Origin of the sequence: Burkholderia sp. MSh2 (assembly GCF_000731655.1) — a bacterium.
Classification (GTDB): Bacteria; Pseudomonadota; Gammaproteobacteria; order Burkholderiales; family Burkholderiaceae; genus Burkholderia; species Burkholderia paludis.
Genome location: NZ_JPGM01000029.1, coordinates 46,401 through 71,850 on the forward strand (window position 1 = coordinate 46,401; position 25,450 = coordinate 71,850).

Consider the following 25,450-nt stretch of genomic DNA (forward strand, 5'->3'; position numbering starts at 1 on the left):
AAGACGAACCATGCACTACGCAATCCACGAAGGCACCTTCGAACTGCCGGACGCGGCGCTCGACCGCACCGTCAACATTCTTGTGATGAACGCCGGCCCCGGCGGCCTCAACCTCGTGATTGCCCGTGGGCGGCTGCGCGACGGCGAGAATCTCGACGCGTTCGTCGCGCGCGAATGGGACGTGGCGTCGCGCGATGCAAAGATGCTTACGGAGAAGGCGCGCCGGCCCGTGACCGTCGCAGGGCGCGCGGGCGTCCAGATCGATTCCACGCACGAGCGGGACGGCCGGCTCTGGCATCAGGTCCAGACCATGTTCCCGTCGGACGACGCCGGCCGCGTGCTGGTGATGACGTTGACCAGCGCGGCGCCGCTGACCGACGAGCAGCAGGCGATCGCCGAGCGGATGCTCGCCAGTTTCCAGCCGCGCGTGGCGCGACCGACCCTGCTCGGGCCGGGTGATGCGTCGTGAGCGCGGAGAACTTCGCGGCCGCTCGCTGCAAAGATCCGATCCAGCACACGTCGCTCCTGGGTGAGCTGGTCGGCACGGTCGGGGCGGTAGTCGGCAGCGCCATCGTCGGCACGTTGGTGGCGGAGGCCATGGAGGGGCTCGTGTTCGCCGGCCTCGCCGTGCTCGAGATCGGCACGGCCGGGCTGGCGACGCCGCTCGTGATCGCGATCGGCGTGGGGGTGGCCGTCGGCTCGGGCGCGCTGATGGAAGCGAGCGGCATGAACGATGCCATCGACGACGGCGCGAAGGCACTGGCCAATTCGATGGTGCCGCCCGTGATCAAAGGCAGGATCGCGAGCGGATCGGGGAACGTCTACGTCAACAACGAGGCGGCGGCGCGGGCGGCGAAGCCGGGCGATCTCGATACCGTTGCGTGTACCGATCATCCCGGGCCGCAGATGATCGCCGACGGGTCGGGGAGCGTTTATATCAACGATCAGCCGGCCGCGCGGGTCGGGGACAAGACGACGTGCGACGGGACGATTGCCGAAGGGTCGGACAACGTCTTCATCGGCGGCGGTACGCAGCGGGTGCGGGACGTGAAGTCGGCTACCCGGCTCGGGTGGCTCGGAGCGGCGCTCGGTATCGCGCTCGCGGTGTGCGGGCGCGGGAAGATGGGCTGGGGGCAGTTCCTGAAGAGCAAGGTGCCGTGTCTCGCGATCAATTTTTTGGCGAGCGCGTTTGGTACCTGGCTCGGGAGTTCGAAGAAGCCGTCGGCGGGGCATCCGGTCAACGTCATTACCGGCAGCAAGGTTCTCGATGGAACGGACGATACCGACTTCGTACTGCCGGGGCCGTTGCCGATCGTGTGGCAGCGTTTCTATAGCAGCCTCGACGATCGCGCCGACAGCCTGTTCGGGACGGGATGGAGCGTGCCGATCAGCGTCGAGCTGCGGGTGGCGCGTGAGCATGGCGCGGTTACGTCGATCACGTATTGGGACGAGCAGGGGCGCGACATCGTGTTCCCGGCAGTGCCGCCCGGCGAGAGCCATTTCAGCGTTCCCGAAGGCATTTATCTGATCTGCACCGCGGGTGGCCACTATGTGGTCGAAACGGTCGATGGTGTGTATCGCGACTTCGGCCGTGCTCGTAGCGATGCGGACAGCGAGGCGCTCAAGCTGTGGCGTCTCGAGGATCGCAACGGCAACTGGATCGAGGTGGAGCAGGAAGCGGCCGATGAGGTTGTGCGGCCTGCGCGGCTGCATGACAGCGCGGGTCGCATGCTGACGCTCGTCTACGATAAATCGCACGCTCGACGCATTGCCGCGATCGAGTTGACCCGCGGTGTGGACGGTGAGCAACCCGATACGCTGGTGCGTTACGCGTACAACGATGCCGGCGAGTTGGTGGCCGTGACCGATCGCAGCGGCCATACCGCGCGACGCTTCGCGTACGAGCGTGGGCTGATGATTCAGCACACGTTGCGCGGCGGCTTGCAGTGTTTCTATGCGTGGGAGGGTGTCGGGCGCGACGCGCGTGTCGTGCGCCACTGGACCGACGACGGCGAAGCGTACACGTTCGATGCGGACCTCGCTGGGCGCACGGTGACGATCACCGACCAGATCGGCCGCGTGACGCAGTGGACGTGGAACGAGGATCAGCAGCCGACGAGTCATACGGATGCCGAAGGCCACGTGTGGCAGTTCGAATGGAACGCGATGCGGCAGTTGGTCAGTACGACCGACCCGGCAGGGAACACGACCCGCTTCGAATATGACGAGCGCGGGCGTCAGACGCAGCGCATCGATGCGCTGGGCCAGGTCGAGCGCACCGAGTGGAACGGGCACTACGATCTGCCTGTCGCGGAAACCGATCCGGCCAATGCGCGCTGGATCTACCGGTATGACGATCGCGGCAACCTGACGATGACGCGCGATCCGGCAGGCTTCGCGACCGAGTATTACCGGGACGAGCGCGGGTTGGTGCACACGATTCGCGACGCGCGTGGCGGTTACAAGTTCCTCGAATGGAACGGGCGCGCGCAACTGACCTCGTACACGGATTGTTCAGGCAAGGTCACGCGGTTTGCATACGATGCGCGGGGTACGCTCGCGCGCGTGACCGACGCGATGGGCCAGTCCACCGTTTATGAAACGGATGCGATGGGGCGGGTCACGGGGATCGGAACGGCTGACGGTGCGCGGCAGATGTTTCGATACGATGCGGCCGGGCGGCTCGTTGAAGTTGTTGATGCGAACCAGCGCAGCACGCGTTATGAACTCAATCCGCGTGGATTGCTGATAGCTCGCACGGATGCGGCTGATCGCGTCGTGCGGTTCGGGTACGACGACGCGTTCCGGTTGGCGAGTTTGACCAACGAGAATCGTGAGACGTATCGATTCCAGTATGACCGCCGCGATCTGGTTGCTGCGCAGATCGGCCTCGATGGCCATAAGCGTACGTACGAATATGACGTGTGCGGCCAAGGCACGAGCGTCCGGGACGGGCAGATCGAGACTCGATACGAGCGCGACGCGATCGGTCGACTGACGGCGAAGCAAGCTGCGCACGAGCGTTGTGAATATCTGTACGACAAGGCGAGCCGAATCGCATCTGCCGAGTTGTACACGCTGGCTGCTCGCGGCCCGTCGCTGAAGAATCGGGTCAGCTTGAAGTACGGCGCGCGTGGTGAGGTCGTCGAGGAATACACGCCGACCGGCTGGCTCGCGCATACCTACGATGAACTCGGCAATCGCGTCAGCACCACGATCTCCGGCGAGCGCACGATCGACTGGCTGCATTACGGGTCGGGACACGTGCACCAGATCCGCGTTGACGGCGCTGCGGTCGCGGACATCGAGCGCGACGATCTGCATCGCGAGGTGCTGCGAACGCAGGGCAAACTGACCAGTCATTTCGGATATGACGCGGTAGGTCGTCGTGCGCGGCACGCTGCGCAGCGTGGTCATGCGGCTGATGATCTGCTTGCTAAGCAGTGGCAATACGATGCAGCAGGCGATGTGATCCAGAAGCGCGATCAGCGTTATGGCACGACGAACTATCGGTATGACCCGACTGGTCGTATTGAACAGGCGGCGGGGCCGGGATTGCCGTCGGAAGTGTTTCGCTGGGATGCGGCGGCTAACTTGGTGTCGAGTGATCACCCGGGTGGCTACGTCGAGCACAACCGACTCAAGATGTTCGAGGACAAGCGCTTCGAGTACGACGTTTATGGTCGGCTGGTTCGCAAGGTGAGTGGGCATGGGCCTGCCAAGGAACTGGTTCTTGAATACGACGATTGGAACCAGTTGAAGACCGTCGTGACGAAGGATCGTCTGGGTATCGGGACGACGCATTTCGAATACGACGCGTTTGGTCGGCGGATTCGTAAGCTCAATGGCAGTTACGCGAGTACGGATTTCCTGTGGGACGGCATGCGGCTCGTGCAGGAGACGTATCACGACCGTCAGGGCGAGGAAGCGCTGACGTACTTGTACGAGTCCAACAGTTACGTTCCGCTCGCACGGATCGATCAGGGCAAGCCGGCGGCTAACGATGCCGATGCAAGGGATGCGGTCTACTATTTTCACAACGATGTGTCGGGGTTGCCGGAGGAACTGACTAGCGCGGACGGCGAGTTGATCTGGCAGGCCCGTTACAAGGTTTGGGGCAATGCGGTGCAGGAGGAGTGGGTTGCGCAGGTGCCGCAGCGGCCGACAGCCACTTGGGGCGAAGTATCGGTGGTTGCGCCGACGCCAACACACGTACCGCGACCACAGAATCTGCGTTTCCAGGGGCAGTATCTGGACCGCGAGACGGGATTGCACTACAACACGTTCCGATTCTACGATCCGGACATCGGGCGCTTTATCAATCCGGATCCAATCGGGTTGATGGGGGGGACGAACCTCTATCAATATGCGCTCAACCCGATCTCCTGGATTGATCCGTGGGGGCTGGCATGTGGTCCGACAGAAGAAGAGCCTACAACGCGGGTTCGGCACTACACAAACCGAAAGGGATCTAATGCTATTCGTGAAAGCGGTGTAATTAAGGCGCACGACAACAATCGCGTCTATGTTGAACCGGCCAACCGAAAGCCACTGAGTCAGCTTGATGCTGAGACAAAATACCAAATCAAGCAAGGCAGAGGGCGAGATTATGTTGAGATTGATGTGCCAAATAGTAAACTTGAGTGGGTAAAAAATCCACGCTACGGCACGGAAGAGCTTACCGTAAAGGGCGACGTCCCACTCTCAAATCCAGAGATAGTGCAGCGGAGATAATTATGTTGAAAAGCAACGAAAAAATTGAAATGTCAGGTGAGGAAGCCTTATCGATTCTTTGCGAGCTTGAATACTTGCTAATTTCTTTGAGAAATATCGGCATGTACTACCACGAACCTGATCGGATCTCTGGTAATGATAGTTTCGGATACTGCGTGGAAACAACGCGATTTATCGACGAGAACAAAGTAACGCAAAAGCTTGCAAAGCTGAGGGAGGTGATATCGGCGAAATTCGACAACTCGTTGGGGGTAGATGATATGGGTGATATTGAAAGGGCAGTGGAAAATATTAAGGTTTGGGAAAGACCTGGGGATTAGTGTAAATGTGATCTGAGTGGAATGAGTCTTTCATGTCGGCGTTGGCATTAATGCGTTGTATTCATATTTGACAAATGCGCACCCAGTAAAACACGTAAATAGAGAGGCGTTTAATATCGATCGGGAAGCGTATTTTCAACGACGTGTTGTCGTCGAGATGGAGCGAAGGAGGGTCAATAAAATTAAACGATTCCTATGTCGATAGGTCTATTTTGTGTGGTTATTTGTCGAGTAACTCTGTCTGCCCGAATGGGCGTCGAGGGGGGCTATGATTCCTGGGTTTTTAGATATGGAAAAATCCATTGATAGTGACTTGAGAAAGGCGCGTCATGAACTGGGGAAGGTTCCATTTAGCTTGGGAGTTTTCAAGAATCATGAGTTGGATGATCTCGCGAGACTTGGGAATAAGCAGGCTGAAATTGGAGATTGCTTTAAATGATTGATGCGCGTGCTAGGCGTCTGAGTGTGGTTCTTCTTGATGTGTATCGATACGTCTCAGAGGAACGGCGATGGTGAATCGCCCGTGGTACTGACTAGTCCTGTTGATGGAAGGAAAATTGGGGCGGTGGCAGCTAAGAGTTGGGGGGATTATTTGGTGAAGTATCTTTCGAGTTAGTGGGGCTCTTGAATTGGGGTGATGAATTCGAGGTCGCGGCAATCTGACGATGACGCGCGATACGGCGGGCTTCGCGACCGAGTATCACCGGGATGAGCGTGGGCTCGTTCATACGATCCGCGATGCGCGGGGAGGGTACAAGTTCCTCGAATGGAACGGCCGCGCGAAGTTGACCTCGTACACGGATTGTTCCGGCAAGGTCACGCGGTTTGCATACGATGCACGGGGTGCGCTGGCGCGCGTGACCGACGCGATGGGTCAGTCCACCGTTTATGAAACGGATGCAATGGGGCGGGTCACGGGGATCGGAACGGCTGACGGTGCGCGGCAGATGTCTCGATACGATGCGGCTGGGCGGCTCGTCGAAGTTGTCGATGCGAACCAGCGCAGCACGCGTTATGAACTCAATCCGCGTGGATTGCTGATAGCGCGCACGGACGCGGCTGATCGTGTTGTGCGCTTCGGCTACGACGATGCGTTCCGGCTCGCGAGCCTGACCAACGAGAGCCGCGAAACCTATCGCTTCCGCTACGATCGCCGCGACCTATTGGTCGAGGAAATTGGGCTCGACGGAAGCACGCGTGCATACGAATACGATGTTCGCGGGCTAGGCGTTGCGGTCCACGAAGGCAACCGCCAGACCACCTTCGAGCGCGACGCGATCGGTCAGCTCGCCGCCAAGCAAGGCACACGCGAGCGCTGTGAATACCGTTACGACAAGGCGGGTCGGATCGCAGCAGGCGAACTGTACGCGCTCACGAGTCGCAATCCGTCGCTGAAGAATCGCGTTACTCTGAAATACAGCGCATCCGTGGGGATGGGCACCGCGGGTGCCGAGCGTCGACTTCTCCAACAACGGGCTGTATCAGGCTGGTGAAGGGCAAAATGCTATCGTGAAGATCAAGATGCAGGGGTATCGATCTCTGGACGATACGCAGGCGTTCAATGCGTCGAAGATCCCTCGGGAAGCGGCGGGGGACTACACGTGGCACCATATGAGCGATTTCGATCCCAAGACCGGGGATGTCACGATGCAGCTGGTCAAGAGAGATAAGGTGCGGCGACAGCTCTATAACAAGGTCGTCAGAATGAGCAAGTTTCCCAATTTTAAGAGCTCGCAATTGCTTGCGCTGCTTCTCAACGTCATGGGGATACGGTACCAAAAGGCGACCTCCGACCGGCCAATCAGCCCACTTCATAAAGCTGTGTTGAGCTGGGTCAAACAAAACTACGTGCGTTTGGCGGAGCAAAGTCCAAGGGTCGCCGGTGACTGCCTTCCCGAAGGAATCACGTATGACCCTGATGGCCCACGATTAGTGATGACTGGAATTGCGATTCTGGATCGTGCACCTTCCCATATTATTCTGGATCTAAACCCTCGGATTCAGCAATAAAATGAACACCGCACATCACTATGCTCGAACGACGTGAAGGGCGCAGTGTAACGCCAGCCTGTTCAGTAAATGAGCCTATTTTATGACTATTACTGATCGGGCCGGAGTGCGAGATATGCGTCTCATACAGATTAGAAGTAGCCATTAGTTTGCCGTGAGCCCGAATGACCGTAGCGGGTCGATTGTGGTCTATAGGAGACGTCCAAAGCGGACGTTCCCTGCATGCAATTTACTTGCATCTGAACGATCACAAAGGTCGAGCAATAGTCACATTCGTATCGAAACGTCCTTATACAACTGAGTCCGATCCAATCGAACTGTTTCAAATCGTCAAGTTCTGTTTAATCGCTCACTGTGACAGATCGACGTTCGCCATCAGCTCTCGCAATGGTCGTGAGCATTGACCTCATTGTCTGCCTATAACTAACGGCTAACGTGTGCTCAAGCAACGAACACTGTCTAATAGGCAATGTCCAGCCGATGATGATCGCGCGCGCGGACGTGTACGTTGTACGTCCTGATCCACACGTCGAACCCCCGTCTCCACCGAGCCACCAACAAAGGAGGAATCCGAACCATCAAAATCACCGCAGTAAACGAGCGCGGGCCGCAAGTGCTACCAACACTCACGACCCGCTAACCACAGCCAACTGAACAGGAGTTGCCCATGGCTAAGCCGAATCATAAAGCACGACCACCAAAGACGGAACGTTTCGTCACGATCCAGGAAATGTGGGGTTCCCCGAAAAGAATGGAACCCAGACCGGAAAAGTTCTACCCGTACATGAAGATTGGTGGGATGTGGCTGGTCAACGATGCGTGTTTTGTCCCGGGCCGCAAGGCGCAGATCGTGATCGAGCCCGGCAGGCTGATCATCACGCAACTGTAAAAGGCAACGCCGCAAGATGCGGCCGCGCTGCGCGAAGTCGCGCAGCGCGCCGGGTAGGGCAACCTAAGCCACCCGCGCCGAGAGCATCACCAGGCGATATTGCAAGAAGACCGCGACGTCCCCGCCCCGCCGGTAGCCGTGCAATGCGTGCCCGCACCGTTGTCATAGAACGTCCGTGTCTCCGGCTGCGGCACCGACGGATCGAACGGATTCGGCGCACCATGCGGACCGCGCGGCGCATCGTACGGCCGCTGCGCCGCATATGATCCGCCACTACCAGCCGGCCGCGAGCCGTTAGCCCGCAGGTATTCATTCCAGTTCTGCTCGCGCTGCTCATACCCAGGCACCGCGCGGCCAAAACTATCGCTCCCACCCGCGCCGAGCGCAACGCGGTTCGCGGGCAATACCAAATCGGGTTCGTGCTCCGGCGAAGGCGGCGGAGCCATAAGCGCATCGCCCGTCACACGCAACGGCCGCGTATCCGGCGTATCGAACGGACTACGCTCCACGGGCGCGGCGTACTGCATGCGGCGGCGATTCATACGTGCCGTATGCCCATCATCGCGAATGGCAGCGCGCCGTTCGGAACGAAAGACATTGGCACCAGCCGACCGATCGGTCAGCGTATCGCGGCCAGCCGCATTGGCGGTAGAAACGGAAAGCGCGCAAGCGATCGCGGCGGCGGAAGAAAATCGAAACGAATGATTCATCAGCGATCCAAATCAGGTGATGTGCAATGAAAAAAACGGCAGATCACTGGCTGGCGGCTGTACGACGAAAGGGCGCGGAAGCGGCCCCGAGACGACTGCGAAGCGTGCTGGTCACGACGTGCAGGAAGGCTGGCTGGATTGCAGAGACGAATTCGTATTATTTCATATAAATAACGACGAGCTTTCCAATGTTCGAATCGGTAGGCAATCAGTAGGAATTGCCACCTCGGCCGAGCGCCCCGTTCTGGTGCCTGCCGGTGCAATCCTCAGGCGATTGATTTTTGACGGTCGGACCCTCTGCAAGCGCCGAACATCCCGCGCGCAACGGAAAACTTCCGAACGCCAATCCCGTCAAGGTACACCGCCCATCCACCCCTTGCGGCGCAACCCGATAGCACCGTCAGCAAACGTTCCACCTCTCGTCCGGTTGCGCCCCGGTCGCTGCCGCGCGTCTCCGTGTTTTCCCTCGGTCGACCGGCATTTTTGACAGACGATTTAAAAACGCTCATATAATTTCGACTGCCTTGCCAACGGCTGTCGGACCATCCCTCCGATCAAGCGGTTTGGCAAGCGGGGCAGGCGAAACGCTTGCGCAATGCAAGACGCATCACGATGTCTTTCCGAACCAGACGTCCCCTTCGGGGACTGCAAGAGCCGGGCCCCGCTACGCAACATTCCGCCGGAGTTCCGTCTTCTATGTGTCTCGGGCGTGTTCCATATCCTCGCCCCGGGTGCTGTTCGATTGCGCAAGTCATGCCGCCTTTGCCCGTATGACTAAACAACATCGAGGAGCTCCCAGATGACGCTGTCCCGTCTTACGTCCATTTCCGTCGCCGCCGTGCTGTTCGCCGCCGGCGCCGCCACCGCGCAAGCGGAAACCGTGAAGATCGCCATCGCTGGTCCGATGAGCGGCTCGGTCGCCCAGTACGGCGACATGGTGAAGGCCGGCGCGCTGACCGCGATCGAGCAGATCAACGCTGCAGGCGGTGCGGGCGGCAACAAGTTCGAAGTGGTGATGATGGACGACGCGTGCGAGCCGAAGCAGGCCGTCGCCGTCGCCAACAAGATCGTCAGCCAGAAGATCCAGTACGTGATCGGCCACGTGTGCTCGGGTTCGACGATCCCGGCCTCCGACATCTACGAGAACGAAGGCATCGTGATGGTCACGCCGTCGGCCACCGCGCCGCAGCTGACGGAAGGCAAGAAGCGTCACTTCATCTTCCGCACGATCGGTCGTGACGACCAGCAAGGCCCGGCAGCCGCTCACTTCATCATCAACAACGTGAAGCCGAAGAAGGTCGCGGTGCTGCACGACAAGCAGTCGTACGGCCAGGGCATCGCGTCGTCGGTGAAGAAGGACCTCGAAGCCGCGAAGATCCCGGTCGTGCTGTTCGAAGGCATCAACGCCGGCGATTCGGACTACTCGGCGATCATCACGAAGCTGAAGTCGCAAGGCGTCGACTTCGTCTACTTCGGCGGCTACCACCCGGAAATGGGCCTGCTGATGCGCCAGGCGCGCGAGCAGGGCGTGAAGGCCACCTTCATGGGGCCTGAAGGCGTGGGCAACAAGGACGTGACGGCGATCGCCGGCCCGGCTTCGGAAGGCATGCTCGTCACGCTGCCGGCCGACTTCTCGGCCGATCCGGCCAACGCGGCGCTCGTGAAGGCGTTCGCGGACAAGAAGCGCGATCCGAACGGCCCGTTCCAGATGCCTGCGTACGCAGCGGTGAAGATCATCGCCGACGCGATCGCCGGCGCGAAGACGACCGATCCGACCAAGGTCGCCGCGTACATGCACAAGACGACGTTCGACACGCCGATCGGCAAGGTCGCGTATGACGCGCAGGGCGACCTGAAGGCGTTCAAGTTCGTCGTGTACACGTGGCACAAGGACGCGACGAAGACCGCCGCCAAGTAATACGGAGTACCCGCCCACGCATCCGCCCCGTCCGAGACCCGGACGGGGCGGGTGTGCATTCGCGCCGCGCATGCCCCCAGTGCGCGGCCGGCGGGCGGCCCGAGACGACACCGTGCGTTGCGCGCGGCCGAACGCCGTGATCCGGCGCGGTACGCCACACAGCGCCAACGGGAGCTTCCCGCACATGACTGACTTCTTTCCGCAATTCGCCCAGCAGCTGGTCAACGGCCTGACGCTGGGTGCGATCTATGCGCTGATCGCCATCGGCTATTCGATGGTCTACGGCATCATCGGCATGATCAACTTCGCCCACGGCGAGATCTACATGATCGGCGCGTACGTGGGCCTCGTGACCCTCACGGCCATCGGCGTCTCCGCCGGCTATCCGCTGCCGCTCGTGCTCGGCGCCGCACTGATCGTGTCGGTGATCGTCACCGGGCTGTACGGCTTCGCGGTCGAGCGCGTCGCGTACCGGCCGCTGCGCGGCGGCCCGCGCCTCGTGCCGCTGATCTCCGCGATCGGCATGTCGATCTTCCTGCAGAACTACGTGCAGATCGGCCAGGGCGCGCGCGACGTGTCCGTGCCGGTGCTGATCTCCGGCGCATTCGACATCCATCTCGGCGGCGACTTCGACGTGACCGTTCCGTATTCGCGGCTGATGATCGTCTGCGTGACGGTCGTGCTGATGATCGCGCTCACGCTGTTCATCTCGCATTCGCGGATGGGCCGGGCGTGCCGCGCGTGCGCTGAGGACATGAAGATGGCGAACCTGCTCGGCATCGACACGAACCGCGTGATCTCGTTCACGTTCGTGCTCGGCGCGATGCTGGCCGCCGTCGGCGGCGTGCTGATCGGGCTGACGATCGGCAAGCTGAACCCGTATATCGGCTTCGTCGCGGGCATCAAGGCGTTTACCGCCGCGGTGCTCGGCGGGATCGGCAGCATCCCGGGCGCGATGCTCGGCGGCGTGCTGCTCGGCCTCGCGGAAACCTTCGCAGCGGGCTACATGCCGGCCGAGTACAAGGACGTCGTCGCGTTCGGCCTGCTCGTGCTGATCCTGCTCTTCCGCCCGACCGGCCTGCTCGGCAAGTCGGACATCGAAAAGGTTTGAGGGAGACGCAGATGAGTACAGTCATTTCCGTTCGCCGCCCGGCCGCCGACGCTTCGGTCGGCCAGGCGCTGAAAAATGCCGTGGCCGCCGCGTTCCTGACGGCGATCCTCACGATTCCGGTGCTCGGGTTGCAACTGAGGCTCGACGGTTATCAGGTGGTGCTCACGCCGCACTGGCGGCCGGTGTGGATCGCGGTCGCGGCCGTGTTCCTGTTCCAGCTGTTCAAGCCGTGGCTCGTGCGCGCGAAATCGGCGGTGAAGCTGCCGGCGATGCCCGCGATGGGCGCGCAGCAGCAGCGCGTGGTCGTCTGGGCGCTGCTCGCGGTCGGGCTCGTGTGGCCGTTCTTCGGCTCGCGCGGCGCGGTGGACGTCGCGACGCTCGCGCTAATCTACGTGATCCTCGGCCTCGGGCTGAACATCGTGGTCGGGTTCGCGGGGCTGCTGGATCTCGGTTATGTCGGGTTCTACGCGGTCGGCGGCTATACGTACGCGATGCTGAACCAGTACTTCGGGCTGTCGTTCTGGGAGTGCCTGCCGCTCGCCGCGATCGCGGCCGCGACGTTCGGCTTCCTGCTCGGCTTCCCGGTGCTGCGGCTGCGCGGCGACTATCTCGCGATCGTCACGCTCGGCTTCGGTGAAATCATCCGCCTGCTTGCGAACAACCTGACGAGCCTCACCGGCGGCCCGGACGGCATCTCGGGCATCCCGAAGCCGACCGTGTTCGGCTACGAGATGGCGCGCAGCGCGAGCGTCGAAGGCGCGAAGACGTTCCACGAACTGATCGGGCTGGAATACAGCGGCGACCACGTGGTGATCTTCCTGTACCTGATCGCGCTCGTGCTGGTCGGCTTCACGCTGTTCGTCACGAGCCGCCTGATCCGCATGCCGATGGGCCGTGCGTGGGAAGCGCTGCGCGACGACGAGATCGCGTGCCGTTCGCTGGGCCTGAACCCGACGCGCATCAAGCTGTCGGCGTTCACGCTCGGCGCGGCGTTCGCGGGCATCGGCGGCGCGTTCTTCGCGGCGCGCCAGGGCCTCGTGAATCCGGAATCGTTCACCTTCATCGAATCGGCGCTGATCCTCGCGATCGTCGTGCTCGGCGGGATGGGTTCGCAGCTCGGCGTGATTCTCGCGGCGATCCTGCTGACCGTGCTGCCGGAAGTCGCGCGCGGCTTCGCCGAGTACCGGATGCTGATCTTCGGTCTGGTGATGGTGTTGATGATGATGTGGCGTCCGCAGGGCCTGCTGCCCGCGAGCCGTCCCCACGTGGAGTTGCCGCAATGAGCGCGAATGCAGAACTGTTGAAGGTCGCCGGGCTGCAGATGCGCTTCGGCGGGTTGCTCGCGGTGGACGGGATCGATTTCGACGTGCGCCGTGATGAAGTGTTCGCGATCATCGGGCCGAACGGTGCGGGCAAGACCACCGTGTTCAACTGCGTCGGCGGTTTCTACAAGCCGACCGGCGGCGACGTCGTGCTCGACGGCCATGCGATTGGCGGGCTGCCGAGCCACAAGATCGCATTGAAGGGCCTCGTGCGGACGTTCCAGAACATCCGCCTGTTCAAGTCGCTGACGGTCGTCGAGAACCTGCTCGTCGCGCAGCACCGCAAGGTGAAGGCGGGACTGCTGCACGGCCTGTTCGCGACGCCCGCGTATCGTCACGCCGAGAAGGAAGCGCTCGAGCGCGCGGCGGTGTGGCTCGACCGGATGGGGCTGACGTCGGTCGCCAACCGGCCGGCGGGCACGCTGTCGTACGGGCACCAGCGGCGCCTGGAGATCGCGCGCTGCATGATCACCGAGCCGCGTCTGCTGATGCTCGACGAGCCGGCGGCCGGCCTCAACCCGCAGGAGAAGGTCGAACTGCAGCACCTGATCGACAAGCTGCGCCGCGAGTTCGGCGTATCGGTGCTGCTGATCGAACACGACATGAGCCTCGTGATGGGCGTATCGGACCGCATCCTCGTGATGGAGCACGGCCGGCCGATCGTGATCGGCACGCCGGAAGCGGTCCGCAACGACCCGCGCGTGATCAAGGCGTATCTGGGGGAAGAGTGATGCTGAAGCTGGAACAGGTCCATACGCACTACGGCGCGGTCGAGGCGCTCGCGGGCGTGTCGATCGAGGTGAACAAGGGCGAGATCGTCACGCTGATCGGCAGCAACGGCGCCGGCAAGACGACATTGATGATGACCGTGTGCGGCACGCCGCGCGCATCGTCGGGCCGCGTGCTGTTCGAGGGCAACGACATCACCGCGATGTCGACGCACCAGATCATGCGGCAGGGGATGGCGATCTCGCCGGAAGGGCGGCGCGTGTTCCCGAGCCTGACGGTGCTCGAGAACCTGAAGATGGGCGGCTTCTTCGCGAGCCGTCACGAGATCGACGACGGCATCGAGCACGTGTTCAAGCTGTTTCCGCGCCTGAAGGAGCGCGCGACGCAGCGGGCCGGCACGATGTCGGGCGGCGAGCAGCAGATGCTGGCGATCGGCCGCGCGCTGATGAGCAAGCCGCGCCTGCTGCTGCTCGACGAGCCGACGCTCGGCCTCGCGCCGCTCGTGATCGCGCAGATCTTCGACATCATCCGCACGATCCGCGAAGAAGGCGTCACGGTGTTCCTCGTCGAGCAGAACGCGAACAAGGCGCTCGGCGTGGCCGATCGCGGCTACGTGCTCGAAACGGGGCGCGTGGTGCTGGCCGATACGGGCGCGAACCTGCTCGCGAACGACCGGATCAAGCAGGCTTACCTCGGCGGCTGATGCCGGACGCCGCCGGCCCGCGACGGGCCGGCGGCGGCATCGCGATCGCCTTCTCATGCAGGGCCGGTTTCCGGCCCTGTCTTCCCTATCCGATCCTGAAGGTGCTTTTCAGCACGTCGCGCAGATGCAGCGCGGCGCGATTGCTGTCGTCCGTCAGGATGGTGATCAGGTGCGGCGGGAGATCGGGCAGCACGATGCCGGCGACATGGCTGGTCAGGTTGCCGGACACGCGATCGTGCTCGATCAGGCCGACCGCGAGGCCGTTCGCGATGCAGGCCTCGACCGCCGGCGAACTGGCGCTCTCGAGCAGCATCCGGTGCGCGATCTTCGCCTTCTTCAGCGCGTTCAGCGCGGTGTCGCGGTACGGGCAGCCCTGCAACTGCACGGCGATCGGCAGCGGGGCGTCGGGATTGAACTTGAAGGTGCGCGCGGCGACCCACACCGGATGGGTCTTGCTGAGCAGCTCGGCGCGCGGCGGCGCTTTCGGGACCACGGCGATCGTGATGTCGAGCTGGCCGCGCGCGAACAGTTGCTGCAACTCCTCGCTCGAGCGCGCCTCGACCGTCAGTTCGAGCAACGGCCGGTCGGCGGCGAAGCGCGGCAGGAATTCCGCCATGAAGTGCGCCGCGTAGGAATCGGGAATGCCGAGCCGCAACTTGCCGGTCAGCATCTGCGGCGACAGCGATTCGACGAGCCGGTCGTGGCTGAGCAGGAATTCCGTGGTGTCGCTCAGCAGCTTGTGGCCGAACTGCGTGAGTTCGACGGCCTGGTTGTTGCGCGTAAACAGGCGCTGCGCGACCATCTCCTCCAGCTTCTGGATCTGCGCGGTGACCGACGACGGGCTGCGATTCACATGGGCGGCCGCATCCTTGAAGCGGCCGAGCTTCGCGACGGCGTGGAAGGTACGCAGCAGGTCGACGTCCAGGGTGCGCGGCATGATTTTGAATTTCCGAATCAGTGATTCAGGTAATGTCGATTGACGGAATTATTGAGCATCCCATATTCTCGGGTCAACAGGCAGACAACGGCAGGCAGCCGGTCGGGCGTCGCACGTATCCGGGGAACGATTCATGTCGATCAATGATTTCGTTGTAGATGCGCTGGTGCGGGACAGGAAGCTGAAGGCGGATTCGGTATGGACGGTCGAGAATCACGAAAAGTATTCGACACTGGCGCGCACCGACGATGAGGCGCGGCGCAGGGAGGCGGGGCGCGAGGTGTTTTCGCTGATGCGCAACCTGAACGAGCTGGGGGTGCGGAGCCCGGCGCTGTGCGCGGACCGCGACGGCAACGGTTCGTTGCGCGAAGCGATCGGCGCATTGAGCGAGCGGCTCGCCACGCTGTCGCGCGGCCGCCATGTTCACTACATCGAGCTCGGGCCGGAGCCGGTCAAGACGACCGAACTCGTGAAGGCCGTCAGCGGCGGCGGCCCGAACCATCTGCGCTACACGGCCGTCGACATCAACGAGTCGTCGGAAGATGCGATGCGGCACGCGATCATGCCGTTCCTGAAGACGCCCGGCTGTTTCAACTACATCGCCGACGATTACCGCAACGTGCAGTGGGACCATATCGACCTCGGCCAGGACGTGACGTTCATCACGATGCTCGGGTTCCAGGAAGGCAACGAACTGCCGGTGACGATCGGCCGGCTGATCCGCACGCTCGGCGGCAAGTCGACCTACGTCGTGTCGGAAATGCAGCTGCTGGTCGAGGGGCGTGAAGAACCCATCTACGCGTTCTACAAGAACGAGAACATGGTGCGGTTCTCCGAAATCGTCAGCCGGCAGCAGGGCTTCGAGCCGCTCGGCGAACATCACGTGTCGATCGTGCGGCTCGACCTGCTCGGCGATCAGTTCCACGTGGCGGTAACGCTGCAGCCGGTATCGAAAGCCGGAGCCGACGGGCATCTGATCACCAATGTCTGCCTGAAATACACGCCGGAGCAGTTCCGCCACGTCCGCCACAGTCATGCCAATTGCCGCGTGATCGACGAACTGCGCAGCGGGGACGGCAGCGTCGTGTACCAGATCGCGCAGTTCAAGGGCTGAATGCCGATACGACCACAGCGAGGCACGCGATGAACAAGGGAAATGCTTTGCCGGTGTTTGCGCGAGGGTTCGACCGGGTGAGGCTCGCGCTGCAGACGTCGCTGTCCGGCGGCGCGAATGTCGACGGCGCGCTGGACGCGTCGACGGAGCCGATGCGCTGGAGCGGCGCGTGCCTGCGCGACGGCTACGAGGTGCGATACCGGCGCAATCTCGACGATCTCGGCTATCGCGACGTGCCGATGCGCGGCACGCGCTCCGATGCGCTCAACGCGGTGTGCCATCTGCGCGGGCTGTTCTCCGCCGAAGCGGTCGATGCGCTGCGCGAGATCGGCCGGGCGCTGGAGCGCAGCGCGTCGAGCAGCAACTGGATCATCTCGAAGCGCGTGCGCGCGGTGACGGAGCGCTCGCGGTTCATCGACGACATGATGCACGACCGCGCATTCCTGTTGCGGGTGTCGCGTCTGGCCGGTGTGCCGCTGATCCCGTATCCGATGGTCAATGCGCGGTCGCAGTTCAACTATTACTATCCGGCCGGCCCGCGCGACGGCAACGCGCAGTTGGGCATGTGGCACACCGACGGCACGAGCTTCGTGCTGAACGTCGTGCTGTCTGACCGCGACGATTATGAAGGCGGAAACTTTCTGTTCTACGAATCGAGGGCGGAGACGTTCGACCGCCACGATCGCGAGCGCCGGCATGTGAAGACCGCGAACCTGGATCGCGCGGGCGACGCGCTGCTCATCTACGGCAGCAAGCTGTTCCATGGCGTCGAGCCGGTCGAGGCGGGGCGGCGCATGTCGCTCGTGCTGTCGTTTCATTGCCCGTACACGCGCGAGGACGACAACGGGTTCTGGCATCTCGCATCGGACGACGGGATTCCGCGCACGATCGTCAACTGGCTGGCGCTGCGGCGCGCGCTCGGGGACGACGCAGAACTGCAGTACCGCCGGCTCGGGCTCGAACCGATTCGCCCCGAGGATCTCGCCGACCAGCGCCTGTTTCCGGCCACCTTCTGAGAGCCGTCGCCCCATGCCGCTCGTCCTGCTCCAGCTCGTCTTCGTGTTGTCGTGGAGTTCCGGTTTCATCGGCGCCAAGCTCGGCGCGGAGACGGCTGGCGCGTTCAACCTGCTGTTCTGGCGCTTCCTGCTCGTCACGCTGTGCCTGGCGATCGTTCTGAACCGGCGGCTCGGGCGCCTGACGTGGGAGAAACTCCGCTATCACGCGGTGATCGGCTTTCTGTCGCAGTTTCTCTATCTGGCCTGCGTCTATGTCGCGATTCAGCATGGCCTGCCGCCCGGCATCGCCGCGATCGTCGCCGCACTGCAGCCGCTCATCACGGCCGCGATGACGGCGCTGGAAGGCAGCGAGCGCAGCGGGGCGCGCCAGTGGGCGGGCCTCGTCGTCGGCTTCGTCGGCGTGGGCATCGTGATCGGCGGGCAATATGCGCTGCCGGCCGGGTCGGTCGGGCTCGTCATGTACCTGCTGCCGCTGGTGTCCGCGCTGGGGCTGTCGATCGCGACGATCTACCAGCGGCGCCGCGCGCTGACGGCCGCGCGCAGCAATGAGGACGGGCTGTTCCTGCCGCTGTTCGTGCAAGGCTGCGTGAGCCTGGTGCTGTTCGCGGCGTGCGGGATCGTCACGGGCGATCTGCACGTGCCCACTCAGCCGAATGTGTGGCTGTCCGTCGTGTGGTTGACGGTGTTCTCGACCTTCATCGCCTACCTGTCGTTGTGGGCGCTGCTCAAGCGTATGCCCGCGACGCGCGTGGCGACGCTCGTCTATCTCGAACCGCCCGTGACGCTGGCCTGGGCCGCGTGGATGTTCGGCGACAGCATCGCGGTGTCGACCTATCTCGGCATCGTCGTCGTCGCGATCGGCGTGTGGCTGGCCAGCAAGCACGACGAGCGGCCCGCGCGGGCACGGCGTGCGGACATGGAGACGGCCGGGCGCTGAGGCACGGGTTGCGCGCACGATTCCGGTGTAGCGTCGCGGTACTGTCCGGCCCGCGAAGGAAACCGATGAAAGTCAAACGTATCGTCGCCAATATCGACACGCGCTCGGTCGACGAAGCGAAGCGCTTCTACCAGCGGATCTTCGGCCTCGACCTGCTGATGGACCACGGCTGGATCGCGACCTACGGCAACGGCGAGCAGATGAATGTGCAGATCAGCTTCGCGTCGCAGGGCGGGGCGGGCACGCCGACGCCCGATCTGTCGATCGAGGTCGACGACGTCGATGAAGCGCTCGCGCGCGTGCATGCCGCGGGGATTCCCGTCGAATACGGCCCGGCTGACGAGCCTTGGGGTGTGCGGCGGTTTTACGTGCGCGATCCGTTCGGCAAGCTCGTCAACGTGCTCGCGCATCGCTGATCGGGCACGTTGGGCCGGCTGCGACGTTCACGCATGCAGCGCCAGCCCCTTCACCGCCTTGTCGACCGCCTTTTTCGGCCCGCGCAACGCCAGCCCGACGAGGTCGAGATGCTCCGCATCGCCGGCGCGAAAGACTTCGCGGTTGGCCGCGTCGTGCCCGGTCGAAAACATCGCGTGCACGTAGGGCACGATCGTGAGTTCGCGCGACAGCGCTTGCCGGTGCGCGGCCTGCAGGCCGTCGAGGTCGGACGCGAACACCAGCATCGGCTGGCCCAGCATGCGGCCGTAGCGACGCCCCGCCGCATCCTCGTAAGGCTCGCCGAGCGCGTCGGGCGCTTCGGCCGCGACACCCGTCGCGAGAAACGCGACCACGTTGAGTTTCTGCCACGCCGCGAGATCGTCGCGCACGATCAGCGCCACCTTGGTATCGAACATGATTGCTCCTCGTTGAAGCGCACATGATCGGATGCCGCGCGCGATCAGTCTGGAACGTTTGTGCACATTTGCCGGTACGCGGCCGGCGTGATCCGGTATGCGCGGCGGAACCAGCGACCCAGGTGGCTCTGGTCGGCGAAGCCGACGTCCGCGGCCGCCTGCGCGGGCGTGCGGCCTGCCGCCAGCAGCCGGCGCGCGGCGCGCAGCCGCAAGCGCACCAGGTATGCGTGCGGCGACGTGCCGTACGCGCGCTGGAACAGCCGCGTCAGCCGGAAGCGGTCGATCCCGGTGAGCTCGACGAGTGCGTCGAGGCCGATGTCGTCGCTCATGCGCGCATGCAGCAGATCGCGTGCGCGGGCAATCGCGGGCGCGACGGCCTTGCCGTCCGTCGCGAGCGGGGCGCGCAACTCGCCGCCGAGCCGCATCAGCAGGCGGTCGAGCGCCTGGTCGCGCGCGAGCTTGCCCTCGCTGCCGTGGAGCGCGACGAACGCCTGCCGGATCGTGTCGACGAGGCCGCGATCGTCGACCAGCGTATGGCCGAACGATGCCTCGATGCCGCCGAGGCCCGGCAGATCGAGCCGGCGCGCCGCGCGTTCGACCCATGCCTGCGGCAGGTACAGCATCCCGTAGGTGAAACCGCCTGCTTCGGGGGCATGCCCGTCGTGCAGCGCGCCCGGCTCGATCAGGATCGCGCGCCCCGGCACACTCGTATGCACCGACCGGTGGCACTGGAATTGCTGCACGCCCTGTTCGGTGAAGCCGACCAGCATGTCGTCGTGATCGTGCGCATCGTACGCATGGCCCTTGAAATGTGCGTGCAGGCTTTCGATGCAGGTGTCCGGATCGCGCCGCGCGACGAGCCAGTGGTCGGGGGCGCCGGCAGGTTGAATCGCTGTCGTCGTCATGGCTTGCCTCGCCTCGCTGGTCGTCGTTGCCCACCCGCCAGTGTACGCAGGTCGCGGGCTGCGCGCGGGCGGGCCGGTCGGCCACGCGGCTGCATCCTGCCGATCGTTCGTCCCACCCCGTGATAAGATCGCGCGCTTTCCGCGCCGGCGCCGTCTGCCCGACGGCCGCGGGCGGCCAACGAACCAGCGAGGATGGCATGGCCCAGATCGTCGTCGAAGGCCTGGCAAAGACCTACCGCGTCGCGGAGCGGCAGCCCGGCATGCTCGGCCTGCTGCGCCGCCGCTGGCGCGAGGTCGAAGCGCTCAAGGACGTCAGCTTCAGCCTGCGGCAAGGCGAACTGCTCGGGTTCATCGGCCCCAACGGGGCCGGCAAGTCGACCACCATCAAGATCCTGTCCGGCATCCTGCGCCCGACGTCCGGCAAGGTGATCATCGACGGCCGCGTGCCGTTCGACGACCGCATCGCGCACGTCGCGCGCATCGGCGCGGTGTTCGGGCAACGCAGCCAGCTGTGGTGGGACCTGCCCGTCATCGACGGCTTCGACCTGCTGCGCGACATCTATCGCGTCGATCCCGGCGCCTACCGCCGCACGCGCGACGCGCTCGTCGCGATGCTGCGCCTCGACAGCCTGCTCCATCAGCCGGTGCGCCAGTTGTCGCTGGGGCAACGGATGCGCGCCGAAATCGCCGCGGCGCTGCTGCACGAACCGCCGATCCTGTTTCTCGACGAACCGACCATCGGCCTCGATGCGCCGTCGAAGCTCGCGGTGCGCGACTTCGTCAGGACGCTGAACCGCGAGCGCGGCGTGACCGTGCTGCTGACGACGCACGACATGCACGACATCGAGGCGCTCGCGGAGCGCGTGATCGTCATCGGCCACGGCCGGGTGCTGGCCGACCAGCCGTTCGACGCGCTGCGCGCCGGGGTGCTGTCCGACCGCCGCATCCTGGTCGATTTCGCGGACGAAGCGCCGGCGCTCGACATCGCCGGCACGCAGTTGCTGCGGCGCGAGGGGCGCACGGTCGAACTGGCGTTCGATCCGGGCGTGATTAGCGCGCCGGCGCTCGTCGCGCGCATCGCGGCCGAGCATGCGGTCGAGGATATCCGCGTCGAGCAGCCGGCGATCGAGGAGGTCATCGCGCGCTTCTATCGCCTGCACGGCGCGACGGAAGCGTGAGCCGATGAACGTCCTGCGCCCGTACGCCGCGGCCTTCTCGGCACGCTTCAGGGTCCTGCTCCAGTATCGCGCGGCCGCGCTCGCGGGTTTCACGACGCAATGCTGGTGGGGGGCGCTCAAGGTGATGATCTACGCGGCGTTCTACCGTCACGCGACGCACGCGCAGGCGTCGATGACGCTCGAGCAGGTGACGACCTACACGTGGATCTCGCAGGCGCTGTTCGCGCTGCTGCCGTGGGCCGGCGACCCCGACGTCGCGGCGGCGGTGCGGACCGGCGCGGTCAGCTATGACCGGTTGCGCCCGGTCGACACCTACACGTGGTGGTATGTGCGGGCAATGGCGTGGATGAGCGCGCGGGCGCTGCCGCGCGTCGTGCTGATGTTCGTCGCGGCGGCGATCGTGCTGCCGCTCGCCGGCTTCGGCGAATGGGCGTGGCAGCCGCCGGCGGACGCCGCGCGGGCCGCGCTGTTCGTCGTGTCGGTGCTGCTGATGATCGGCCTTGCCGCCGCGTTCGTGATGCTGCTGAACCTGTGCATCGCGGCGACGCTGACCGATCGCGGGATCAACACGCTCGCGCCCGCGTTCGTGATCCTGTTCTCGGGCAACCTGATTCCGCTCGGCCTGTTTCCGGACCGGCTGCAGCCGCTGCTGATCGCCCAGCCGTTTGCCGGCATGCTCGACATTCCGTCGCGGATCTACATCGGCACGCTGAACGGCGCCGCCGCATGGGCCGGGCTCGCGCTGCAGGCGTTCTGGATCGTCGCGCTCGTCGGGCTGGGGCGCTTCGCGATGCGCCGCGTGATGGCGCGGCTTCACCTGCAGGGAGGCTGAACCGATGGATGCCGTGCGCCTGCTGTCGCGCTACTTCGCGACCTCGATCCGAGCGCAGCTCCAGTATCCGGCGTCGAGCCTGATGCTCTGCGCGGGCACCTTCCTGACGACCGTCATCGAGCTGGTCGGCATCTGGGCGCTGTTCGACCGGTTCGGCAACGTGCAGGGCTGGCGTTTCGGCGACATCTGCATGTTCTTCGGGATGGTCAGCGTCAGCTTCGCGATCGCCGATTTCATCAGCCGCGGGTTCGACGTGTTCGGCAGCGATTTCATCCGGACGGGCGACTTCGACCGCCTGCTGCTGCGCCCGCGCACGGCCACGCTGCAACTGATCGGCCATGACTTCCGGCTGCGCGTGATCGGGCGATTGCTGCAGGGGATCGTCGTGCTGGTCGTCGCGACGCGCGCGCTCGAATTCGACTGGAACGCCACGGCGATCGCGCTGGCCGTGTGGACGATCGCCGGCGGCGTCGCATTGTTCTTCGGGCTGATGGTGCTGCAGGCGACGCTCGCGTTCTGGACCGTCGAAAGCCTGGAAGTCGTCAACGTCGTCACGTACGGCGGCGTGCAGGCCGCGCAATTCCCGATCAGCCTCTATGCGGGCTGGCTGCGCCATTTCCTGACCTTCGTCGTGCCGATCGCGTGCATCGCGTATTTCCCGGTGCTGGCGATCCTCGGCAAGCCCGACCCGCTCGGCGCGCCGCGCTGGTTTCTGCCGCTCGCGCCGGCGGTCGCGTTCGTGTTCCTGGGCGCATGCTTCGTCGCGTGGCGGTTCGGCGTACGCAAATATACGTCGACGGGGACCTGAGACGCCGCCGCCGGCTCGTCCCGCGCCGGGCGCCGGGGCGGCCCGCGGCTTGCCGATCGATCGGCGTCCGGATGCCGGTTTTCGTCGCGCGGGTGCGTCGAAGCGGCGAGACGGGCCGGGCGGGGCGCGCAAAGGGGTTGCCGCGCACCGTTACAGCGCGCGTGCAATCGCCTGTTCCAGCAGCGACAGGCCGAGGTCGATCTCCGCCTCGCTGACGGTCAGCGGCGGCGCGATCCGGAACACGCCGCCCATCCCGGGCAACTGCACGATGTTCATGCTGAGCCCGAGGTTCATGCACTCGCGCGTGATTTTCGCGCCGAGCCCGTCCGCCGGCTCTTTGGTGCGACGATCCTTGACGATCTCGACGCCGAGCAGCAGCCCGCGTCCGCGCACGTCGCCGATGCAGTCGAACCGTTCCATCAGGTCGAGCAGGCCGCGCCGGAGCCGGTCGCCCATTGCGTTCGCCCGTGCGACGAGCCCGTCGCGCTGCACGACGTCCAGGACGCGCAGGCCGACGGCCGCGGGCAGCGGGTCGGATACGTGCGTCGTGTAGAACAGGTAGCCGAGCGCGTGCGCGCGTTCCTCGATCTGCGCGGACGTGACGACGGCCGCGAGCGGCAACCCGGCGCCCAGCGTCTTCGACAGCGTCAGGATGTCGGGCGTCACGCCGTCGCGCTCGCACGCGAACATCGTGCCGGTGCGCCCGACGCCGGTCTGCGCCTCGTCGAGGATCAGCAGCATGCCGCGGGCCTCGCACTTGCGCTTGAGCGCCGCCATGTAGCCTTCCGGCAGCTCGATGATCCCGCCCGAACTGAGGATCGGCTCCGCGATGAAGGCCGCGAGGCTGCCGCTCGACTGGCGATCGATCAGGTCGAACGCGTAGTCGAGTTCGGCGAGCGGATCGTACGCGCCGTTGTGCTCGAAGCGGGGCCGGTACGCGAACGGCGCGGGGATCGCGAACGAGCCGACGGCGGCCGGGCCGACGCCCTTGCGGCCGGCGCTGTAGGTGGCCGACGCGGCCGCGCCGGTCATGCCGTGCCAGGATTGCGCGAAGCCGACGATCTCGTACTTGCCGGTGACGAGCTTCGCCATCCGGATCGCGGCTTCGTTCGATTCCGCGCCGGTACTCAGCAGGAGCGCGCGATCGAGCCCGGCGGGCGTGATGTCGGCGAGGCGCGTCGCGAGATCGACGACCGGCCGCGACAGCATCCCGCTGAACAGGTGGTCGAGCTTGCCCGCGTATTCGCCGATGACGGACACGATCTCCGGATGGCTGTGGCCGAGCACCGCGCTCATCTGGCCCGACGTGAAATCGAGGATCGCGCGGCCGTCCGCGTCGTACACGAAGCTGCCTTGCGCGCGCTCGACGATGATCGGCTCGAACGTGCCGCCGTAGCGGACCAGGTGCTGCCTGGCGTGGCGCCAGAAGGTCGGGTCGTCGTTCAGGGACATCGGGCGTCTCCGGGCAGGGGGCAGGGTTCGCTTGCAGTCTAGGCGCGCGTCTGGTTTGATGGAAACGAATAGTTCTTATGCAAGGTAGAAAAGGAGCTGATACCTTGGGACGTTCGCTCGACATCGACCTGCTGCGCTCGTTCGTCGCGATCGCCGAGGCGCGGGCCCTCAGTCGCGCGGCCGCGCGCGTCGGGCGGACCCAGTCCGCGCTCAGCCAGCAGATGAAGCGGCTCGAGGAAGCCGTCGACCAGCCGCTGTTCCAGCGTACCGGCCGCGGCGTGGTGCTGACCCACCCGGGCGAGCGGCTGCTCGTGCACGCGCAGCGCATCCTGCGGCTGCACGACGAGGCGATGGCCGACCTGTGCGGTACGGGATTGTCGGGAACGATCCGGTTCGGGTGCCCGGACGATTACGCGGCGGCCTGGCTGCCGGCGCTGCTGCGGCAGTTTTCGAGCCTGCATCCGCAGGCGATCGTCGAAGTCGTGTGCGGGCCGACGCCACGGCTGCTCGAACAGCTCGAGAAGCGCGCGGTCGATCTGGCGATGATTTCGTTGCCCGACGACGCGGCGCACGACGACGTCATCCGCCGCGAGCAACTGGTCTGGATCGGCGCGCCGGGGCTGACGCCCGCGCATTTCGATCCGTTGCCGCTCGCGCTGTCCGACCGCGACACGCTCGATCACGTCGCGGCCCGCGACGCGCTGGATCGCGCCGGCCGCGATTACCGCATCGCGTATGCGAGCAGCAGTCTCGCCGGGCTGATCGCGCTGGTGCGCTCCGGGCAGGCGTTCGCGGTGATGACGCAGACGGCGGTGCCGGCCGACCTCGCGATCGTCAACGGCGATCCGCGCTTGCCGCCGTTGCCGGCCGTGGGCATTGCGCTGCGGTTCGATCGCAAGCGGCCGTCGCATCTGACGGCGGCGTTCGCCGAGCATATCCGGCTCACGCTGCCGCAGTTGTGATCGGCGTGGCCG

General features: G+C 64.5%; 24 protein-coding genes. 19 read left to right on the forward strand and 5 right to left on the reverse strand.

The annotated features are described in order from the left end of the window. The first annotated feature begins 10 nt into the window (after positions 1-10). The 6 genes from GQ57_RS19005 to GQ57_RS19025 all read left to right on the forward strand — a co-directional run bounded on the left by GQ57_RS19005 (position 11) and on the right by GQ57_RS19025 (position 7,953). On the forward strand, positions 11-469 hold the full coding sequence (locus GQ57_RS19005; RefSeq protein ID WP_034198716.1) for a DcrB-related protein: 459 nt from the start codon (positions 11-13) through the stop codon (positions 467-469). Beyond that, a complete protein-coding gene (locus tag GQ57_RS19010) occupies positions 466-4,734 on the forward strand; it encodes an RHS repeat-associated core domain-containing protein (protein ID WP_081896706.1) in 4,269 nt (1,422 codons plus the stop codon). Before GQ57_RS19005 ends, GQ57_RS19010 begins: the two co-directional genes overlap by 4 nt. 2 nt (positions 4,735-4,736) lie before the next feature. Continuing rightward, complete coding sequence (locus GQ57_RS39680; RefSeq protein ID WP_081896707.1) at positions 4,737-5,054, forward strand: hypothetical protein; 318 nt, start codon at positions 4,737-4,739, stop codon at positions 5,052-5,054. A 665-nt stretch (positions 5,055-5,719) separates the two neighbouring features. Then, the gene (locus GQ57_RS19015) at positions 5,720-6,547 is read left to right on the forward strand and encodes an RHS repeat protein (RefSeq protein ID WP_081896708.1); all 828 of its coding nucleotides are present in this window, start codon (positions 5,720-5,722) and stop codon (positions 6,545-6,547) included. Between the two features lie 16 nt (positions 6,548-6,563). Then, positions 6,564-7,064 carry an HNH endonuclease gene (locus tag GQ57_RS19020; protein WP_152603299.1) on the forward strand — a complete coding sequence of 167 codons (501 nt, stop codon included), beginning with the start codon at positions 6,564-6,566 and terminating at the stop codon, positions 7,062-7,064. Between the two features lie 667 nt (positions 7,065-7,731). After that, the gene (locus GQ57_RS19025; protein WP_034198718.1) at positions 7,732-7,953 is read left to right on the forward strand and encodes a hypothetical protein; all 222 of its coding nucleotides are present in this window, start codon (positions 7,732-7,734) and stop codon (positions 7,951-7,953) included. Positions 7,954-8,039: 86 nt separating this feature from the next. On the opposite strand, the gene GQ57_RS39685 is transcribed toward GQ57_RS19025, so the two are convergent. Next, positions 8,040-8,663, reverse strand: coding sequence for a hypothetical protein (locus tag GQ57_RS39685; protein WP_075122917.1), 624 nt, complete (start codon positions 8,661-8,663; stop codon positions 8,040-8,042). A gap of 799 nt (positions 8,664-9,462) precedes the next feature. Here GQ57_RS39685 and GQ57_RS19030 point away from each other — a divergent pair. The 5 genes from GQ57_RS19030 (at position 9,463) to GQ57_RS19050 (ending at position 14,446) form a co-directional block, all read left to right on the forward strand. Then, positions 9,463-10,581, forward strand: a complete 1,119-nt coding sequence (locus tag GQ57_RS19030) for a branched-chain amino acid ABC transporter substrate-binding protein (RefSeq protein WP_031398709.1) — start codon at positions 9,463-9,465, stop codon at positions 10,579-10,581. A 184-nt stretch (positions 10,582-10,765) separates the two neighbouring features. After that, entirely contained in the window at positions 10,766-11,692 is a 927-nt protein-coding gene (gene livH, locus GQ57_RS19035; RefSeq protein ID WP_031398710.1) for a high-affinity branched-chain amino acid ABC transporter permease LivH, read from the forward strand. 11 nt (positions 11,693-11,703) lie between these two features. Then, a complete protein-coding gene (locus tag GQ57_RS19040; protein ID WP_031398711.1) occupies positions 11,704-12,975 on the forward strand; it encodes a high-affinity branched-chain amino acid ABC transporter permease LivM in 1,272 nt (423 codons plus the stop codon). Further along, positions 12,972-13,745 (forward strand): high-affinity branched-chain amino acid ABC transporter ATP-binding protein LivG, encoded by a 774-nt coding sequence (livG, locus tag GQ57_RS19045; RefSeq protein WP_031398712.1) that lies wholly within the window; start codon positions 12,972-12,974, stop codon positions 13,743-13,745. The genes GQ57_RS19040 and livG overlap by 4 nt, the downstream gene beginning before the upstream one ends. Continuing rightward, positions 13,745-14,446: an ABC transporter ATP-binding protein gene (locus tag GQ57_RS19050; RefSeq protein ID WP_031398713.1), complete on the forward strand. Its 702-nt coding sequence runs from the start codon at positions 13,745-13,747 to the stop codon at positions 14,444-14,446. The genes livG and GQ57_RS19050 overlap by 1 nt, the downstream gene beginning before the upstream one ends. 85 nt (positions 14,447-14,531) lie before the next feature. Here GQ57_RS19050 and GQ57_RS19055 read toward each other — a convergent pair whose 3' ends face one another. Beyond that, positions 14,532-15,383, reverse strand: coding sequence for a LysR family transcriptional regulator (locus GQ57_RS19055; RefSeq protein ID WP_031398714.1), 852 nt, complete (start codon positions 15,381-15,383; stop codon positions 14,532-14,534). Between the two features lie 133 nt (positions 15,384-15,516). Here GQ57_RS19055 and GQ57_RS19060 point away from each other — a divergent pair, with 133 nt between their 5' ends. The 4 genes from GQ57_RS19060 to GQ57_RS19075 all read left to right on the forward strand — a co-directional run bounded on the left by GQ57_RS19060 (position 15,517) and on the right by GQ57_RS19075 (position 18,866). Beyond that, entirely contained in the window at positions 15,517-16,497 is a 981-nt protein-coding gene (locus GQ57_RS19060) for a hypothetical protein (RefSeq protein WP_031398715.1), read from the forward strand. Between the two features lie 29 nt (positions 16,498-16,526). Then, positions 16,527-17,513 carry a 2OG-Fe(II) oxygenase gene (locus GQ57_RS19065; protein ID WP_031398716.1) on the forward strand — a complete coding sequence of 329 codons (987 nt, stop codon included), beginning with the start codon at positions 16,527-16,529 and terminating at the stop codon, positions 17,511-17,513. Between the two features lie 13 nt (positions 17,514-17,526). Next, entirely contained in the window at positions 17,527-18,450 is a 924-nt protein-coding gene (locus GQ57_RS19070; RefSeq protein WP_031398717.1) for a DMT family transporter, read from the forward strand. A gap of 65 nt (positions 18,451-18,515) precedes the next feature. Beyond that, a complete protein-coding gene (locus GQ57_RS19075) occupies positions 18,516-18,866 on the forward strand; it encodes a VOC family protein (protein ID WP_034198719.1) in 351 nt (116 codons plus the stop codon). Positions 18,867-18,893: 27 nt separating this feature from the next. Here the strand turns inward: GQ57_RS19075 and GQ57_RS19080 are convergent, their stop codons facing one another. Together GQ57_RS19080 and GQ57_RS19085 are read right to left on the reverse strand one after the other, a co-directional pair. Next, positions 18,894-19,301: a DUF2000 family protein gene (locus tag GQ57_RS19080; protein ID WP_031398719.1), complete on the reverse strand. Its 408-nt coding sequence runs from the start codon at positions 19,299-19,301 to the stop codon at positions 18,894-18,896. A 44-nt stretch (positions 19,302-19,345) separates the two neighbouring features. Continuing rightward, the gene (locus GQ57_RS19085) at positions 19,346-20,206 is read right to left on the reverse strand and encodes an AraC family transcriptional regulator (RefSeq protein ID WP_031398720.1); all 861 of its coding nucleotides are present in this window, start codon (positions 20,204-20,206) and stop codon (positions 19,346-19,348) included. Between the two features lie 197 nt (positions 20,207-20,403). Between GQ57_RS19085 and GQ57_RS19090 the strand changes: the two genes are divergently transcribed. The 3 genes from GQ57_RS19090 to GQ57_RS19100 are packed head-to-tail and all read left to right on the forward strand — an operon-like array spanning position 20,404 to position 23,024. Further along, the gene (locus tag GQ57_RS19090; protein ID WP_034198720.1) at positions 20,404-21,384 is read left to right on the forward strand and encodes an ABC transporter ATP-binding protein; all 981 of its coding nucleotides are present in this window, start codon (positions 20,404-20,406) and stop codon (positions 21,382-21,384) included. Positions 21,385-21,388: 4 nt separating this feature from the next. Further along, positions 21,389-22,216 carry an ABC transporter permease gene (locus GQ57_RS19095; RefSeq protein WP_034198721.1) on the forward strand — a complete coding sequence of 276 codons (828 nt, stop codon included), beginning with the start codon at positions 21,389-21,391 and terminating at the stop codon, positions 22,214-22,216. A 4-nt stretch (positions 22,217-22,220) separates the two neighbouring features. Further along, on the forward strand, positions 22,221-23,024 hold the full coding sequence (locus GQ57_RS19100) for an ABC transporter permease (RefSeq protein ID WP_031398723.1): 804 nt from the start codon (positions 22,221-22,223) through the stop codon (positions 23,022-23,024). Positions 23,025-23,174: 150 nt separating this feature from the next. Here the strand turns inward: GQ57_RS19100 and GQ57_RS19105 are convergent, their stop codons facing one another. Next, positions 23,175-24,476 (reverse strand): aspartate aminotransferase family protein, encoded by a 1,302-nt coding sequence (locus GQ57_RS19105; protein ID WP_034198722.1) that lies wholly within the window; start codon positions 24,474-24,476, stop codon positions 23,175-23,177. Positions 24,477-24,553: 77 nt separating this feature from the next. On the opposite strand from GQ57_RS19105, the gene GQ57_RS19110 reads away from it, so the two are divergent. Beyond that, a complete protein-coding gene (locus GQ57_RS19110) occupies positions 24,554-25,438 on the forward strand; it encodes a LysR substrate-binding domain-containing protein (RefSeq protein WP_052001391.1) in 885 nt (294 codons plus the stop codon). Positions 25,439-25,450: the final 12 nt, after the last annotated feature.

Excerpts from the sequence above, each read along its gene's own strand:
- GQ57_RS19015 (WP_081896708.1), top strand. The coding sequence starts at position 5,720 with ATGACGCGCGATACGGCGGGCTTCGCGACCGAGTATCACCGGGATGAG.
- GQ57_RS39680 (WP_081896707.1), top strand. The coding sequence starts at position 4,737 with ATGTTGAAAAGCAACGAAAAAATTGAAATGTCAGGTGAGGAAGCCTTA.
- GQ57_RS19040 (WP_031398711.1), top strand. The coding sequence starts at position 11,704 with ATGAGTACAGTCATTTCCGTTCGCCGCCCGGCCGCCGACGCTTCGGTC.
- GQ57_RS19100 (WP_031398723.1), top strand. The coding sequence starts at position 22,221 with ATGGATGCCGTGCGCCTGCTGTCGCGCTACTTCGCGACCTCGATCCGA.
- GQ57_RS19075 (WP_034198719.1), top strand. The coding sequence starts at position 18,516 with ATGAAAGTCAAACGTATCGTCGCCAATATCGACACGCGCTCGGTCGAC.
- GQ57_RS19060 (WP_031398715.1), top strand. The coding sequence starts at position 15,517 with ATGTCGATCAATGATTTCGTTGTAGATGCGCTGGTGCGGGACAGGAAG.
- GQ57_RS19050 (WP_031398713.1), top strand. The coding sequence starts at position 13,745 with ATGCTGAAGCTGGAACAGGTCCATACGCACTACGGCGCGGTCGAGGCG.
- GQ57_RS19105 (WP_034198722.1), bottom strand. The coding sequence starts at position 24,476 with ATGTCCCTGAACGACGACCCGACCTTCTGGCGCCACGCCAGGCAGCAC.
- GQ57_RS19090 (WP_034198720.1), top strand. The coding sequence starts at position 20,404 with ATGGCCCAGATCGTCGTCGAAGGCCTGGCAAAGACCTACCGCGTCGCG.
- GQ57_RS19005 (WP_034198716.1), top strand. The coding sequence starts at position 11 with ATGCACTACGCAATCCACGAAGGCACCTTCGAACTGCCGGACGCGGCG.
- GQ57_RS19085 (WP_031398720.1), bottom strand. The coding sequence starts at position 20,206 with ATGACGACGACAGCGATTCAACCTGCCGGCGCCCCCGACCACTGGCTC.
- GQ57_RS19070 (WP_031398717.1), top strand. The coding sequence starts at position 17,527 with ATGCCGCTCGTCCTGCTCCAGCTCGTCTTCGTGTTGTCGTGGAGTTCC.
- GQ57_RS19080 (WP_031398719.1), bottom strand. The coding sequence starts at position 19,301 with ATGTTCGATACCAAGGTGGCGCTGATCGTGCGCGACGATCTCGCGGCG.
- livH (WP_031398710.1), top strand. The coding sequence starts at position 10,766 with ATGACTGACTTCTTTCCGCAATTCGCCCAGCAGCTGGTCAACGGCCTG.
- GQ57_RS39685 (WP_075122917.1), bottom strand. The coding sequence starts at position 8,663 with ATGAATCATTCGTTTCGATTTTCTTCCGCCGCCGCGATCGCTTGCGCG.
- GQ57_RS19095 (WP_034198721.1), top strand. The coding sequence starts at position 21,389 with ATGAACGTCCTGCGCCCGTACGCCGCGGCCTTCTCGGCACGCTTCAGG.
- GQ57_RS19025 (WP_034198718.1), top strand. The coding sequence starts at position 7,732 with ATGGCTAAGCCGAATCATAAAGCACGACCACCAAAGACGGAACGTTTC.
- GQ57_RS19030 (WP_031398709.1), top strand. The coding sequence starts at position 9,463 with ATGACGCTGTCCCGTCTTACGTCCATTTCCGTCGCCGCCGTGCTGTTC.
- GQ57_RS19055 (WP_031398714.1), bottom strand. The coding sequence starts at position 15,383 with ATGCCGCGCACCCTGGACGTCGACCTGCTGCGTACCTTCCACGCCGTC.
- GQ57_RS19065 (WP_031398716.1), top strand. The coding sequence starts at position 16,527 with ATGAACAAGGGAAATGCTTTGCCGGTGTTTGCGCGAGGGTTCGACCGG.
- livG (WP_031398712.1), top strand. The coding sequence starts at position 12,972 with ATGAGCGCGAATGCAGAACTGTTGAAGGTCGCCGGGCTGCAGATGCGC.
- GQ57_RS19110 (WP_052001391.1), top strand. The coding sequence starts at position 24,554 with ATGCAAGGTAGAAAAGGAGCTGATACCTTGGGACGTTCGCTCGACATC.